Genomic DNA, 14,706 nt, shown 5'->3' on the forward strand with positions numbered 1-14,706 from the left:
GACTAATCAGTCAGTTTTCGGTGCTTTAGTCCAGGGCGTCGACTTTGACCCGTAAAGTCATGTCATCTCGGCCTTGAGTCGAGTAGCTGCGGGTCAGGCCCTGTTTGTCGGCCTGAGTCTGGCGATTTACGCCGGCGAGGGTGATCCATTCGCCCAGGCGTCCGCTGACCGTTGTGTCGGTACTTTGCACGTTCACTACATCGGGACGTTCCTGGCTCATGCGGTCACGGTTGGTACTGATTGCCAGGTGAACGATGTCGCCGGTGACGCTGGCGGTGACGTAGAAGCCTTGAGTGACGTTGCGGTATTGGGTCTGGCTACTGTAGTCGCCGTAGGAGTTGGTCTGGCTGCTGGTGATCGGCACACTTTGGCCGACCTGGATCAGCGCCGGCGCGCCCTCGCTGGCCTGAATCTGCTGGATGCCGCCGTCACGGCTGGCGGTGCTGTAGTTGATGATCCGGGTCTGTTGGTCGCCAGTGTTCTGCTGGTTGTTTTCGTTGGTGTCGACCGTGATCAGCAGGCGCTTGGGCGCAGTGTCAAGCTGGGTGATCAGCGCTTTGAGTTCCTGAATCTTGTCCGGCTCGGCCTTGATGATCAGTTGGTTGCCATAGGCGCTGACCTGGCCATCCTTGCCGATAAAGTCTTGCGCCATCGGCAACATGTCGGCGCTGGTGCGGTAGTTGAGAGGCACGATTTCTGTGGCTGCCATCACCGAAAAACTGCAACCGAGCAGCAGGGTGGTGAGCAGGGTGCGTAGGGACATGTCCGTTATCTCCGCTTTCGAAAGGCTTGATATTGCCAGTTTGTCGGCTCGGGGTGGGGCAAGTTGAATCGTAGACAGCAAAACGCCCCTGCATCGGTTGATGTCGGGGCGTTTTGTGGTGTTCTTGCTGGCCTCTTCGCGAGCAAGCTCGCTCCCACATTGAATCTCTGTCTGACACACAATCTGTGTCTGCTGCAGATCAACTGTGGGAGCGAGCTTGCTCGCGAAAGCCGCGCCGCGGTCTCAGGCCGAATGGCGAACCATATCGACATGCGGAATCCCGGCTTCGAGGAATTCCTCGCTGACCAGGCTGAAGCCCAGGCGCTCATAGAACGCCGTGGCCTGTACCTGGGCGCTGAGCATCTGCTGCTGCAGGCCGCGGGCTTCGGCTTCAGCGATGACCGCTTGCATCAGCGCATCGCCTACCTTCATGCCGCGCCAGTCCTTCAGCACCGAAACCCGGCCAATGTGTCCGTCGGGCAGCAGGCGGGCGGTGCCGATCGGAAAGTCGCCTTCGAACGCCAGAAAATGCACGGCGGTCGCGTCATCGGCGTCCCATTCAAGCTCGGGTGGCACCGATTGTTCGGCGATGAACACCGTTTCACGAATGCGCCGGATCTCGGCGTTGTCCTTTTGCCAGTCTGCGACACGTACGCGAATCTTATTCATCGGCAAATCCCAGGCTGCCTTGTTTGACCAGTTCGCACAGCAGGCCGCGACCGTCTTCGTCGTTCAGCCACTCGCCGAGGTTGTCGACGTGCAGCGCATCGGCGGCGCAGATCATCTTCAGCAGCTCGCGCAGCTTGCCCGGCAGGTAACGGCTCTGGCCACTGGCGAACAGCAGCAGGTCGTCATCGACTTCCGACCAGGCCAGACGCGCGCTCGGGTTGCGGATCAGCACTGCGCCGTCCTGCAGCGCGTTGAGGAAGTCATCTTCTTCAACGTCTTCCGGGCCGACCACCAGTTCCGGGTAGCGCGGCTCGGTCATGTACTGGCCGAACCAGGTCAGCAGCAGGCGCTCGTCGCTCATGTGCTCGGCGAGCAGGCTTTTCAGGCGGCCGAGTGCGTCGTGCTGGATCTGATTCGGATCATCGCTGACCGGTTTCGCATCGGCGTCGGTGTAGCGTTCTTCGTCAGTCAGGAACTGGCTGAGGAAGTCGGTGAAGTGGGTCAGTACTTCCGAGGCGCTCGGGGCGCGGAAGCCGACCGAGTAGGTCATGCAGTTGTCCACGGCGACACCGCAGTGGGCCAGGCGCGGCGGCAGGTAGAGCATGTCGCCCGGTTCAAGCACCCACTCTTCGGTCTCGTGGAATTCGGCGAGAATGCGCAGATCCGCGTGTTGCAGCAGCGGGCTCTCGGAGTCGCACATCTGGCCGATCTTCCAGTTGCGCTGGCCGTGGCCTTGCAGCAGGAACACGTCGTAATTGTCGAAGTGCGGGCCGACGCTGCCACCCCCGGGGCGGCGAAGCTGATCATCACGTCATCGACGCGCCAGCTCGGCAGGAAGCGGAAGTTTTCCAGCAGTTCGCTGACTTCCGGGACGAATTGGTCAACGGCCTGAACGAGCAGAGTCCACTCTTTTTTCTGGCAGCTTGCTGAATTCGTCTTCGGCGAACGGGCCGCGACGCAGCTCCCACGGACGCTCGCCGTGCTCGATCACCAGGCGCGACTCGACCTCTTCTTCCAGGGCCAGGCCGGCGAGTTCGTCGGCGTCGATCGGGCTTTCGAAGTCAGGAATGGCCTGACGGATCAGCAGCGGCTTTTTCTGCCAGTAATCGCGCATGAATTCGCGCGCCGTGAGACCGCCCAGAAGTTGAAGAGGAGTATCAGGATTCATGTGTAACCTATTGAAAAAAAGCATTTTTCAGACGGGAATAAAAACGCCCGGCGCGGCCGGGCGTCTCAAACGGGTCAAGCGGTGAATCAGATGCGTTTGGCTTGCGCTACAGCGTTACCGATGTAGTTGGCCGGGGTCAGCTGTTTCAGCTCGGCTTTCGCTTCGGCTGGCATGTCCAGGCCGTCGATGAAAGTCTGCAGCGCTTCCGGGCTGATGCCCTTGCCGCGGGTCAGTTCTTTGAGCTTTTCGTACGGGTTTTCGATGTTGTAGCGGCGCATCACGGTCTGGATCGGCTCGGCCAATACTTCCCAGCAAGCGTCCAGATCGGCAGCGATCTTGTCGGCGTTCAGCTCAAGCTTGCTGATGCCTTTGAGGCTGGCTTCGTAGGCGATCACGCTGTGAGCGAAGCCCACACCGAGGTTGCGCAGTACGGTGGAGTCGGTCAGGTCGCGCTGCCAGCGGGAAATTGGCAGTTTGCTCGCCAGGTGCTGGAACAGTGCATTGGCGATGCCCAGGTTGCCTTCGGAGTTTTCGAAGTCGATCGGGTTGACCTTGTGTGGCATGGTCGACGAACCGATTTCGCCAGCGATGGTGCGCTGTTTGAAATAACCCAGGGAGATGTAGCCCCAGATGTCACGGTCGAAGTCGATCAGGATGGTGTTGAAGCGCGCGATCGCGTCGAACAGCTCGGCGATGTAGTCATGCGGTTCGATCTGCGTGGTGTACGGGTTGAAGCCCAGGCCCAGTTCGTCTTCGATGAAGGCGCGGGCGTTGGCTTCCCAGTCGATCTGCGGGTAGGCCGACAGGTGCGCGTTGTAGTTGCCTACGGCGCCGTTGATCTTGCCCAGCAGCGGCACGGCAGCGACTTGAGCGATCTGACGCTCGAGACGGTAAACCACGTTCGCCAGCTCTTTACCCAGAGTAGTCGGGGAGGCCGGTTGGCCGTGGGTGCGCGACAGCATCGGCACGTCGGCGAAACGGATCGCCAGTTCGCGGATGGCGTTGGCAGTCTGGCGCATCAGCGGCAGCATCACGTCGTCACGGCCTTCGCGCAGCATCAGGGCGTGGGACATTGTTGATGTCTTCGCTCGCTGGTGCAGGCAAAGTGGATGAACTCGCTGACCTTGGCCAGCTCCGGCAGCTTGGCCGCCTGCTCCTTGAGCAGGTATTCGATCGCCTTGACGTCGTGGTTGGTGGTGCGCTCGATCTCTTTGACGCGCTCGGCGTGCTCCAGCGAGAAGTTTTCAGCCAGTTCATTGAGAACGGCGTTGGCCTCGGCGGAGAAGGCTGGCACTTCCGGGATACCGGCGTGGGCGGCCAGGCGCTGGAGCCAGCGCACTTCAACCAGGACGCGGGCACGGATCAGGCCGTACTCGCTGAAAATCGGGCGCAGGGCCTGGGTTTTGCCGGCGTAGCGGCCGTCAACAGGGGAAACCGCAGTGAGCGAAGAGAGCTGCATGGGGTGTTCTCGGACAGTCGGGCAACGAAATGGGGCGCGTATCATACATGAAAAAATCCGCCGGTCCGTTGCCAACTGACCGGCGTATTACGCGCTACAGACTACAAAACTTTTATTGCGCGACGATTTACTCGCTGCGCATCAACGGATACAGCTCTTTGAGCAGCTTGCGCCGGCTGATCACCAACTGCCAGCGGTGGCCGCCGAGCTGTCGCCACAGGCGTGCCGAACGGATGCCGGCCAGCAGCAGGGCGCGGATCTTCGAGGCGTTGCTCGGTTGCTGCAGGTTGCGCATGTCGCCATGCACCTGAATCCGCTGGCGCAGCGTGCTCAGGGTGTCCTGATACAGCGCACCGCAGGCGGCGATCACGTTTTCGTGGGCCGGGCCGAAGTGTTCGACCTGCGACTGGATCTGCGGCAGGCGTTTGCCAATGGTGTCGAGCATGTCGTCACGTTTGGCCAGTTGGCGTTCCAGGCCGAGCATCGACAGGGCATAGCGCAGCGGTTCGCGTTGCAGGGTGCTCGGGTCGCGCTCGAGGGCGCCGATCAATGCCCGATAACCCTCGCGCAGATTGAGGTCGTCGCCGCCGTACACGTCCAGTGTGTCCTTCGGGTCGCGTACCAGCAGGCTGCCGAGCATGCAGCTCAGGCCGGCCTCGCTGGTCTGGCCGGTCTTGGCGATGCGGTCGACCAGCACCGCGGCGAGGAACACGCCGCCCAGCGCCGTCAGTTGCTCCTGAGTCGGGCTCATGCCTGGCCGCTCCACGGCTCGGCAACCTCGATCACGCCGCCACCGAGGCAGATTTCACCGTCATAGAACACCACGGACTGACCCGGGGTTACCGCGCGTTGCGGTTCGTCGAACACGGCGCGGTAGCCGTTTTCGGTTTTTTCCAGGGTGCAAGCCTGATCGCTCTGGCGATAACGCACTTTGGCGGTCAGGCGCAGCGGCTGGCTCAGGTCGATCGGATTGACCCAGTAGATTTCCGAAGCGAGCAGGGCGCTGGAGAACAGCCACGGATGGTTGTTGCCCTGGCCGACGATCAGCTCGTTGCTGTCCAGATCCTTGCGCAGCACGTACCACGGCTCGTCGCCCGCGTCTTTCAGGCCGCCGATACCCAGGCCCTGACGCTGACCGATGGTGTGGTACATCAAGCCGTGGTGACGGCCGATGACTTCGCCTTCGGTGGTCTTGATCTCGCCCGGTTGTGCCGGCAGGTATTGCTTGAGGAAGTCGCTGAAACGTCGCTCACCGATGAAGCAGATCCCGGTGGAATCCTTCTTCTTGGCGGTCGCCAGCTCGTATTTCTCGGCAATGGCGCGCACTTCGGGCTTTTCCAGTTCACCGACCGGGAACAGGGTCTTGGCGATCTGTTCGCCGCCGACAGCGTGCAGGAAGTAGCTCTGGTCCTTGTTCGGATCGAGGCCCTTGAGCAGTTCGGTACGACCATCGATGTCGCGACGGCGCACGTAGTGGCCGGTGGCGATCAGGTCGGCGCCAAGCATCATGGCGTAGTCGAGGAACGCTTTGAACTTGATCTCGCGGTTGCACAGGATGTCCGGGTTCGGCGTGCGACCGGCCTTGTATTCGGCCAGGAAGTGCTCGAACACGTTGTCCCAGTACTCGGCGGCGAAGTTGGCGGTGTGCAGCTTGATGCCGATCTTGTCGCACACGGCCTGGGCATCCGCCAGGTCGTCCATGGCGGTGCAGTATTCCGTTCCGTCGTCTTCTTCCCAGTTCTTCATGAACAGGCCTTCCACCTCGTAACCCTGCTCGATCAGCAGGAGAGCGGAAACGGAAGAGTCCACGCCGCCGGACATGCCGACAATGACGCGCTTCTTGGATGTGTCAGAAGGGGCTGGATCACGCATAGGGATTCAATGAGTGTCTTGAAAAAGGACGCGATTCTAGCAGGCTCACGGCCCTCAAGGCTAAAGAGAAGGGCGGATCAGTTCGAGACTGAAGTGATGACCGGCCAGATAGTCGTCGATGCAGCGGATGATCAGCTCGCTGCGCCAGTTGTCGCGCTGGGCGATTAATTCGCTGCGGGTCAACCACTTGGCGCCGACGATGCCATCGTCGAGTTGATAGTCCGGGTGGTGTTTCACCGCTTTGGCGCTGAAGCACACGCGTTGATAAGTCACGCCGTTGCTCGGCGCGGTATACAGATAAATGCCGATCACGCCGGTGGGTTCGACGTCCCAGCCGGTTTCCTCAAGGGTTTCGCGGATGGCGGCGTCGATCAGGGTCTCGTTCGGGTCCAGATGACCGGCCGGCTGGTTGAGCACGTTACGCCCGGCCTTGTGTTCTTCGACCATCAGGAAGCGACCGTTGTCTTCGACGATGGTGGCAACGGTGATGTGGGGGAGCCATTCCATAAATCTTCCTCCTCAATCTATTGGTTAAACCCCAATCCCCTGTGGGAGCGGGCTTGCTCGCGAAAGCGGTGGGTCAGTCAATGACGATGTTGAATGATAAACCGCATTCGCGAGCAAGCCCGCTCCCACAGGGGGTTCGTGTTGTATTCGGAAACAGAAACCCCGGCACTGGGCCGGGGCTTCTTTGCAGCATTACAAGCTTAAACCAGCGCAGCAATCGCCGCGTTGAAGGTTGCGCTTGGGCGCATGGCCTTGCTGATCAGCTCGGCGTCGGCGTGGTAGTAACCACCGATGTCCACTGGCTTGCCCTGCACGGCGTTGAGCTCTGCAACGATGGTCGCCTCGTTCTCGGTCAGGGTTTTGGCCAGAGTCGCGAACTGCGCTTGCAGTGCAGTGTCTTCGGTCTGGGCGGCCAGGGCCTGAGCCCAGTACAGCGCCAGGTAGAAGTGGCTGCCGCGGTTGTCGATGTTGCCGACCTTGCGCGATGGCGACTTGTTGTTGTCGAGGAACTGACCGGTGGCCTGATCCAGGGTTTTCGACAGAACCAGCGCTTTCGGGTTGTTGTAGTTCACACCCAAATGCTCGAGGGAGGCTGCCAGAGCCAGGAATTCGCCCAGCGAATCCCAGCGCAGGAAGTTCTCTTCAACCAGTTGCTGCACGTGCTTCGGCGCCGAACCGCCGGCGCCGGTTTCGAACAGGCCACCGCCGTTCATCAGCGGCACGATCGACAGCATCTTGGCGCTGGTGCCCAGTTCCATGATCGGGAACAGGTCGGTCAGGTAGTCGCGCAGTACGTTGCCGGTCACCGAGATGGTGTCCTTGCCTTCGCGGGTGCGCTGCAGGGTGTACTTCATGGCATCGACCGGCGCCATGATCTGGATGTCCAGACCGCTGGTGTCGTGATCCTTCAGGTAAGCCTGAACCTTCTCGATCACTACACCGTCGTGGGCGCGCATCGGGTCCAGCCAGAAGATCGCCGGGGTGCTGCTGGCGCGAGCACGGTTGACAGCCAGTTTGACCCAGTCCTGGATCGGCGCGTCTTTGGTCTGGCACATGCGGAAGATGTCGCCGGCTTCGACAGTCTGTTCCATCAGCAGGTTGCCCTTGCTGTCGGTGACGCGAACCACGCCGTCAGCCTTGATCTGGAAGGTCTTGTCGTGCGAGCCGTACTCTTCGGCTTTCTTCGCCATCAGGCCAACGTTTGGCACGCTGCCCATGGTGGTCGGATCGAACGCGCCATTGGCTTTGCAATCTTCGATCACAGCCTGGTAGATGGTTGCGTAGCAACGATCCGGGATTACAGCCTTGGTGTCGTGCAGCTGACCGTCGGTGCCCCACATCTTGCCGGAGTCGCGGATCATCGCTGGCATCGAGGCGTCGACGATGACGTCGCTCGGCACGTGCAGGTTGGTGATGCCCTTGTCGGAGTTGACCATCGCCAGCGATGGGCGAGCAGCGTAGACCGCCGCGATGTCAGCTTCGATCTGTGCTTGCTGCTCGGCCGGCAGGGCCTTGATGCGCGCGTACAGATCGCCAATGCCGTTGTTCAGGTTGAAGCCGATCTGGGCCAGCACGTCAGCGTGCTTGGTCAGGGCGTCTTTATAGAACTCGGCAACGATCTGGCCGAACATGATCGGGTCGGAGACCTTCATCATGGTCGCTTTCAGGTGAACCGAGAGCAGCACGCCCTGGGCCTTGGCGCTTTCGATTTCAGCGGCGATGAACGCGCGCAGGGCGTTTTTGCTCATCACGGCGCAGTCGAGGATCTCGCCGGCCTGAACGCTGGTTTTTTCTTTCAGGACGGTTGCGGTGCCGTCTTTGGCGATCAGCTCGATTTTCACAGCGTCAGCGGCGTCGATCAGGGCAGCTTTTTCGCTGCCGTAGAAATCGCCGGTGCTCATGTGAGCGACGTGGGATTTGGAGTCTTTGGCCCAGGCGCCCATTTTGTGCGGGTGCTTGCGAGCGTAGTTTTTTACCGACAGCGGAGCGCGGCGGTCGGAGTTGCCTTCACGCAGAACCGGGTTCACGGCGCTGCCCTTGACCTTGTCGTAACGCGCCTTGGCTTCTTTTTCGGCGTCGTTGGTCACGGTTTCCGGGTAGTCCGGCAGGTTGTAACCCTGGGCTTGCAGCTCTTTGATCGCCGCTTGCAGCTGAGGCACCGAAGCACTGATGTTCGGCAGCTTGATGATGTTGGCTTCAGGCGTAACGGCCAGGTCGCCCAGTTCGGCGAGGTGGTCGGCTACGGCTTTGTCGCCCAGTTGCTCGGGGAAGCTGGCCAGGATGCGTGCTGCAAGAGAGATATCGCGGGTTTCCACGGCGATATCGGCCGAGGCGGTGTAAGCCTCGATGATCGGCAGCAGGGAATAGGTGGCGAGGGCTGGAGCTTCGTCGGTGAAGGTATAGATGATCTTCGAGCGGGTGGGCATATTCGGATTAACTCTCTCTTCTTTGCTAAAGCGTGCGCAGAAACTCGAGGGGCGCCGGGTAAGCGCGTTCGTTCAAAGTCATCCATGAACCGAATGTCGAGATTCTTCGCGGTGATGTTGGGTGCATCAGTAGAGCGTCAAGCAGTCGGACTGCGGTAACAACCCGACCAATCAGGCGGAAAGTCTCGTGCTAGAGAGGCCAGCCGTCGTGACCCTTTGGTCAGCGGGCGGCATTATACATAGGTAGCTGGCAATCTGCCGATGGTTCATATGCAACGATTCTCGTCCATTGGTCTAAAGGTCGCAGGGGCGGGTGGGGCGTAGAGTCGCTGCGAATGCTTGAGTTTGGCGCTTTTCCCTTTGCTTTCAGGCTTGTACGAAACCAGATGTGCCCGCGCCGTGAACAGAGGGTTTGCGTGTTGATTTAACTGGGTTACGCTCGAACCAAGCCAGATGTTCAATCCAAACAATGGAGTTCAGCATGGGTTACAAGAAGATTCAGGTTCCAGCCGTCGGCGACAAAATCACCGTCAATGCAGACCATTCTCTCAATGTTCCTGATAACCCGATCATCCCCTTCATCGAAGGTGACGGCATTGGCGTCGACGTCAGTCCGGTGATGATCAAAGTGGTTGATGCTGCCGTGGCCAAGGCCTACGGGGGCAAGCGCAAGATTTCCTGGATGGAGGTTTATGCTGGCGAAAAAGCGACTCAAGTCTATGACCAGGACACCTGGCTGCCCCAGGAAACCCTGGACGCCGTCAAGGATTACGTGGTCTCTATCAAGGGCCCGCTGACCACCCCGGTCGGTGGTGGCATCCGCTCCCTCAACGTGGCCCTGCGCCAGCAACTCGACCTTTATGTCTGCCTGCGTCCCGTAGTGTGGTTCGAAGGTGTGCCGAGCCCGGTGAAAAAGCCTGGCGACGTCGACATGGTGATTTTCCGCGAGAACTCGGAAGACATTTATGCCGGTATCGAATGGAAGGCCGGCTCCCCTGAGGCCACCAAGGTCATCAAGTTTCTGAAAGAAGAAATGGGCGTCACCAAGATCCGTTTCGACCAGGATTGCGGTATCGGCATCAAGCCTGTTTCCAAGGAAGGCACCAAACGTCTGGTGCGCAAGGCCCTGCAATACGTGGTGGACAACGACCGCAAGTCGCTGACCATCGTGCACAAGGGCAACATCATGAAATTCACCGAAGGTGCCTTCAAGGACTGGGGCTACGAGGTGGCGAAGGAAGAATTCGGCGCCGAGCTGCTCGATGGCGGCCCATGGATGAAATTCAAGAACCCGAAAACCGGCCGTGAAGTCATCGTCAAGGACGCCATCGCCGACGCCATGCTTCAGCAGATCCTGCTGCGTCCAGCCGAGTACGACGTAATCGCCACGCTGAACCTCAACGGTGACTACCTCTCCGACGCCCTGGCGGCGGAAGTGGGCGGTATCGGTATCGCGCCGGGCGCCAACCTGTCCGACACCGTGGCCATGTTTGAGGCGACCCACGGTACCGCGCCGAAGTACGCCGGCAAGGACCAGGTCAACCCGGGTTCGGTGATTCTGTCGGCCGAGATGATGTTGCGTCATCTGGGCTGGACCGAAGCAGCGGATCTCATCATCAAGGGCACTAACGGCGCCATCAAGGCCAAGACCGTGACCTATGACTTCGAACGTCTGATGGAAGGCGCCACGCTGGTGTCTTCTTCGGGCTTTGGTGAGGCGATCATCAAGCACATGTAAATCGTGCAGGTACAAAAAAACCGCCTTCGGGCGGTTTTTTCATGACTGGGTGACGGTTGAGTCAGCCTGATACCGTTTCTGTATGAGGGGCATGCATAGCCGCTTCGCCTGCCACGGTTGCCGCTTTGATCTTTACCGCGTGCAGGCCTTTGGGCCCCTGGACGATGTCGAAACTGACGATCTGCCCGGCCTTGAGAGTTTTATACCCGTCCATCTCAATGGCCGAGTAGTGGGCAAAGAAATCGACCTCTTTGCCGTCCTCGTCACGTCCTTCCCGGGCATCGGTGTTGATGAAGCCGAATCCCTTGGCATTGTTGAACCACTTGACCTTGCCGACAGCCATGCTCAAATCCCTCTGCAACAGACTCCATCGCTGGAGTATCATCCAGGACATCCGCAATCTAATCCGTTAAAAGGATTGACTCCGCGGATCTTTTTTACCCACTGTGGGCTCTATTGGTTGTAACACCGTTTTCCCGATAGTCAAGGTGACCGGGCAGTCGGAGTTGAAAAGGTGTACAGCCGCCCCCACCACTGTATTTGCACAACTGACGAACCTTTCTTTCCATGCATGCAATCAGCCAGATTCGACTAACATTCAATCAGGATCGCCCGCTTCTCCAAAAGGATCATCCAGAGGAGCACGACGACGATTCGGCAGGCGTTGCTGTTCAGGAAGCAAAGCCTGCGTTACAGGCGCCGCCGATGTACAAGGTGGTTTTGTTCAACGATGACTACACACCGATGGATTTCGTCGTCGAAGTGCTCGAGGTGTTTTTTAACCTGAATCGCGAGCTGGCGACCAAGGTCATGCTGGCCGTTCACACAGAAGGACGGGCAGTATGTGGAGTGTTTACCCGCGACATCGCCGAGACAAAGGCCATGCAGGTCAACCAGTACGCCAGGGAAAGCCAGCATCCGCTACTCTGTGAAATCGAGAAGGACGGTTAATCGCCGACCACTTGGGTATGAGGTGAAGCTATGTTAAACCGCGAGCTCGAAGTCACCCTCAATCTTGCCTTCAAGGAGGCTCGTTCGAAGCGTCATGAATTCATGACCGTCGAACACCTGCTGCTGGCCCTATTGGACAATGAGGCTGCCGCCACCGTATTGCGTGCCTGCGGCGCAAACCTCGACAAACTCAAGCACGACCTGCAGGAGTTCATCGACTCCACCACGCCATTGATCCCCGTCCACGACGAAGATCGCGAAACCCAGCCAACCCTGGGCTTCCAGCGTGTACTGCAACGTGCTGTCTTTCATGTGCAGAGCTCGGGCAAACGCGAAGTAACCGGCGCCAACGTGCTGGTTGCAATCTTCAGTGAGCAAGAGAGTCAGGCCGTATTCCTGCTGAAACAGCAGAGCGTTGCGCGCATTGATGTCGTCAATTACATCGCCCACGGCATTTCCAAAGTGCCAGGGCACGGCGATCACTCTGAAGGTGAACAAGATATGCAGGACGACGAGGGCGGTGAGTCTTCTTCTTCAGGCAATCCGCTGGATGCTTATGCCAGCAATCTCAACGAACTCGCGCGCCAGGGTCGGATCGACCCGCTGGTCGGCCGCGAGATGGAAGTCGAGCGTGTCGCGCAGATTCTCGCGCGTCGGCGCAAGAACAATCCGTTGCTGGTCGGCGAGGCAGGTGTGGGTAAAACCGCGATTGCCGAAGGCCTGGCCAAGCGCATTGTCGACAACCAGGTGCCGGATCTGCTGGCCAACAGCGTCGTCTATTCGCTCGACCTCGGTGCACTGCTCGCAGGCACCAAGTATCGCGGTGATTTCGAGAAGCGCTTCAAGGCGCTGCTCAATGAACTGAAAAAACGTCCGCAGGCGATCCTGTTCATCGACGAGATTCACACCATCATCGGTGCGGGTGCTGCGTCCGGTGGCGTGATGGATGCCTCGAACCTGCTCAAGCCGCTGCTGTCGTCTGGCGACATTCGCTGCATCGGCTCGACCACGTTCCAGGAATTCCGCGGAATCTTCGAGAAGGATCGTGCGCTGGCACGACGCTTCCAGAAGGTCGATGTTGTCGAGCCGTCGGTGGAAGACACCATCGGTATCCTGCGCGGCCTGAAAGGGCGCTTCGAACAGCACCACAACATCGAATACAGCGATGAGTCGTTGCGCGCCGCTGCCGAGCTGGCATCGCGCTACATCAATGACCGGCATATGCCGGACAAGGCCATCGACGTGATCGACGAGGCGGGTGCCTATCAGCGCCTGCAGCCGGTCGAGATGCGCGTCAAGCGCATCGAAGTGCCGCAGGTTGAAGACATTGTGGCGAAGATCGCGCGGATTCCGCCAAAACACGTCACCAGCTCCGACAAGGAATTGCTGCGTAACCTGGAGCGCGACCTGAAGCTGACGGTGTTTGGTCAGGATGCGGCGATCGATTCGCTGTCGACCGCTATCAAACTGTCCCGTGCCGGGCTCAAGTCGCCGGACAAGCCAGTCGGCTCGTTCCTGTTCGCAGGTCCTACCGGTGTCGGTAAAACCGAGGCCGCGCGGCAACTGGCCAAGGCGTTGGGTATCGAACTGGTGCGCTTCGACATGTCCGAGTACATGGAGCGCCACACCGTATCGCGTCTGATCGGTGCGCCTCCGGGCTATGTCGGCTTTGATCAGGGCGGTCTGTTGACCGAAGCGATCACCAAGCAACCGCACTGCGTATTGCTGCTCGATGAAATCGAGAAGGCGCATCCGGAAGTCTTCAACCTGCTGCTGCAGGTGATGGACCACGGCACGCTCACCGACAACAACGGGCGCAAGGCGGATTTCCGCAACGTGATCGTGATCATGACCACCAACGCCGGTGCCGAAACCGCGGCGCGTGCTTCGATCGGTTTCACCCATCAGGACCACTCGTCTGATGCGATGGAAGTGATCAAGAAGAGCTTCACGCCGGAATTCCGTAACCGTCTGGACACCATTATCCAGTTTGGTCGCCTCAGCCATGAGGTCATCAAAAGCGTGGTGGACAAGTTCCTTACCGAACTGCAGGCGCAGCTGGAAGACAAGCGTGTGTTGCTGGAGGTTACCGATGCGGCGCGCAGTTGGCTGGCGGCCGGTGGTTATGACTCGGCGATGGGCGCACGTCCGATGGCGCGTCTGATCCAGGACAAGATCAAGCGTCCGCTGGCGGAGGAGATTCTGTTTGGCGAGCTGGCCGAGCATGGCGGTGTGGTGCACATCGACATCAAGGATGGTGAGTTGACGTTTGACTTCGAAACCACGGCGGAGATGGCCTGACGGTTGTTGGTCTGTTGTAAAGCGAAAGGCGCCTTCGGGCGCCTTTTTTGTTGTCTGGGGTTTTTGGGTGTATATCCGTTGCTGCGGTAACGGCCGCCTAGGGTTCCGCCCTGACGGCGGGTCACTTTTGGCAAACGCCCCAAAAGTAACCAAAAGGGCTTTACCCTGACGTTCGGCCCTCGCTTAGGCTCGGGTTCCTTCGCTGCGTGATTCATCTGGGGGGCAGCGCCTACGGTTTGCTTCGCTGCACCTCCTCTCGCTGTGTTTGGCTGCGCCAAACGGTCGCTGCGCTCCCACCCCGGATAAATCCCTCCACTCAGCCTGCCGACGGGCCCTCAGATCAAAAGCTTTACTCGAGCTAACGCTCATTGTGTTGAGTGGGGCGGCTTCGCCGCAGGGTTGCACGCTCTCTGAATTGTAGGAGCCAGCCTGCTGGCGATGGCGGCCTGACAGCCGACCAATCTCTTGCTGATGCACCCGGCCCAATTGTGGGAGCTGGCCTGCCAGCGATGGCGGCCGACCAGTCTGCCAATCTCCAACTGCCTACCCCAATCCACTGTGGGAGCGGGCTTGCTCGCGAAGGCGGCCTGTCAGCCGACCAATTTCTAACTGAATGCATCCAGTGCCATGCAGGAACTGCCGAAGGCTGTGATCTTTTGATCTGCTTTGGCTTTGGCTTTGGCTTTGGCTTTGGCTTTTGATGTGGCTTTTGATCTTCAGCCCCTTCGGCAGGCCGAGCGAAGGTGTCCATCAGGGGGGTGGGCGCGCAGCGCCATGCGGCGAAGCCGCATCCATCGAGAGGAGGTGCAGCGAAGCAAACCGGAGGCGATGCCCCCTGATGGGCACCGTAGC

At 59.6% G+C, this 14,706-nt stretch carries 10 protein-coding genes and 2 pseudogenes; 3 read left to right on the forward strand and 9 right to left on the reverse strand.

The genetic code is table 11. The annotated features are described in order from the left end of the window. Positions 1 to 25 precede the first annotated feature (25 nt). The 8 genes and pseudogenes from E3Z29_RS13575 to E3Z29_RS13610 all read right to left on the reverse strand — a co-directional run bounded on the left by E3Z29_RS13575 (position 26) and on the right by E3Z29_RS13610 (position 8,864). Positions 26 to 763: a secretin N-terminal domain-containing protein gene (locus E3Z29_RS13575; RefSeq protein WP_134786003.1), complete on the reverse strand. Its 738-nt coding sequence runs from the start codon at positions 761 to 763 to the stop codon at positions 26 to 28. Positions 764 to 1,006: 243 nt separating this feature from the next. Next, the gene (locus tag E3Z29_RS13580) at positions 1,007 to 1,432 is read right to left on the reverse strand and encodes a GNAT family N-acetyltransferase (RefSeq protein WP_003223818.1); all 426 of its coding nucleotides are present in this window, start codon (positions 1,430 to 1,432) and stop codon (positions 1,007 to 1,009) included. Beyond that, positions 1,425 to 2,600: pseudogene (locus tag E3Z29_RS13585) on the reverse strand (JmjC domain-containing protein). Before E3Z29_RS13585 ends, E3Z29_RS13580 begins: the two are co-directional and overlap by 8 nt. Positions 2,601 to 2,686: 86 nt before the next feature. Beyond that, positions 2,687 to 4,059: pseudogene (gene purB / locus E3Z29_RS13590) on the reverse strand (adenylosuccinate lyase). Between the two features lie 127 nt (positions 4,060 to 4,186). Further along, entirely contained in the window at positions 4,187 to 4,810 is a 624-nt protein-coding gene (gene hflD / locus E3Z29_RS13595) for a high frequency lysogenization protein HflD (protein WP_003223824.1), read from the reverse strand. Next, positions 4,807 to 5,931: a tRNA 2-thiouridine(34) synthase MnmA gene (gene mnmA, locus E3Z29_RS13600; RefSeq protein ID WP_096795638.1), complete on the reverse strand. Its 1,125-nt coding sequence runs from the start codon at positions 5,929 to 5,931 to the stop codon at positions 4,807 to 4,809. Before mnmA ends, hflD begins: the two co-directional genes overlap by 4 nt. A 60-nt stretch (positions 5,932 to 5,991) precedes the next feature. After that, complete coding sequence (locus E3Z29_RS13605) at positions 5,992 to 6,438, reverse strand: NUDIX hydrolase (protein WP_007964846.1); 447 nt, start codon at positions 6,436 to 6,438, stop codon at positions 5,992 to 5,994. A gap of 200 nt (positions 6,439 to 6,638) precedes the next feature. Then, positions 6,639 to 8,864, reverse strand: a complete 2,226-nt coding sequence (locus tag E3Z29_RS13610; protein WP_134786004.1) for an NADP-dependent isocitrate dehydrogenase — start codon at positions 8,862 to 8,864, stop codon at positions 6,639 to 6,641. A 481-nt stretch (positions 8,865 to 9,345) separates the two neighbouring features. On the opposite strand from E3Z29_RS13610, the gene icd reads away from it, so the two are divergent. Further along, on the forward strand, positions 9,346 to 10,602 hold the full coding sequence (icd, locus tag E3Z29_RS13620; RefSeq protein ID WP_003223831.1) for an NADP-dependent isocitrate dehydrogenase: 1,257 nt from the start codon (positions 9,346 to 9,348) through the stop codon (positions 10,600 to 10,602). Positions 10,603 to 10,663: 61 nt separating this feature from the next. Here icd and E3Z29_RS13625 read toward each other — a convergent pair whose 3' ends face one another. Then, on the reverse strand, positions 10,664 to 10,945 hold the full coding sequence (locus tag E3Z29_RS13625) for a cold shock domain-containing protein (RefSeq protein WP_098968501.1): 282 nt from the start codon (positions 10,943 to 10,945) through the stop codon (positions 10,664 to 10,666). 224 nt (positions 10,946 to 11,169) lie between these two features. On the opposite strand from E3Z29_RS13625, the gene clpS reads away from it, so the two are divergent. Both clpS and clpA read left to right on the forward strand, forming a co-directional pair. Further along, the gene (gene clpS / locus E3Z29_RS13630) at positions 11,170 to 11,553 is read left to right on the forward strand and encodes an ATP-dependent Clp protease adapter ClpS (protein ID WP_027614670.1); all 384 of its coding nucleotides are present in this window, start codon (positions 11,170 to 11,172) and stop codon (positions 11,551 to 11,553) included. Between the two features lie 30 nt (positions 11,554 to 11,583). Beyond that, positions 11,584 to 13,854 carry an ATP-dependent Clp protease ATP-binding subunit ClpA gene (gene clpA, locus E3Z29_RS13635; protein WP_097088113.1) on the forward strand — a complete coding sequence of 757 codons (2,271 nt, stop codon included), beginning with the start codon at positions 11,584 to 11,586 and terminating at the stop codon, positions 13,852 to 13,854. Positions 13,855 to 14,706: the final 852 nt, after the last annotated feature.

Source organism: Pseudomonas sp. S150 (assembly GCF_004526365.1).
Lineage (GTDB): Bacteria > Pseudomonadota > Gammaproteobacteria > Pseudomonadales > Pseudomonadaceae > Aquipseudomonas > Aquipseudomonas putida_A.

Excerpts from the sequence above, each read along its gene's own strand:
- E3Z29_RS13575 (WP_134786003.1), bottom strand. The coding sequence starts at position 763 with ATGTCCCTACGCACCCTGCTCACCACCCTGCTGCTCGGTTGCAGTTTT.
- E3Z29_RS13580 (WP_003223818.1), bottom strand. The coding sequence starts at position 1,432 with ATGAATAAGATTCGCGTACGTGTCGCAGACTGGCAAAAGGACAACGCC.
- hflD (WP_003223824.1), bottom strand. The coding sequence starts at position 4,810 with ATGAGCCCGACTCAGGAGCAACTGACGGCGCTGGGCGGCGTGTTCCTC.
- mnmA (WP_096795638.1), bottom strand. The coding sequence starts at position 5,931 with ATGCGTGATCCAGCCCCTTCTGACACATCCAAGAAGCGCGTCATTGTC.
- E3Z29_RS13605 (WP_007964846.1), bottom strand. The coding sequence starts at position 6,438 with ATGGAATGGCTCCCCCACATCACCGTTGCCACCATCGTCGAAGACAAC.
- E3Z29_RS13610 (WP_134786004.1), bottom strand. The coding sequence starts at position 8,864 with ATGCCCACCCGCTCGAAGATCATCTATACCTTCACCGACGAAGCTCCA.
- icd (WP_003223831.1), top strand. The coding sequence starts at position 9,346 with ATGGGTTACAAGAAGATTCAGGTTCCAGCCGTCGGCGACAAAATCACC.
- E3Z29_RS13625 (WP_098968501.1), bottom strand. The coding sequence starts at position 10,945 with ATGGCTGTCGGCAAGGTCAAGTGGTTCAACAATGCCAAGGGATTCGGC.
- clpS (WP_027614670.1), top strand. The coding sequence starts at position 11,170 with ATGCATGCAATCAGCCAGATTCGACTAACATTCAATCAGGATCGCCCG.
- clpA (WP_097088113.1), top strand. The coding sequence starts at position 11,584 with ATGTTAAACCGCGAGCTCGAAGTCACCCTCAATCTTGCCTTCAAGGAG.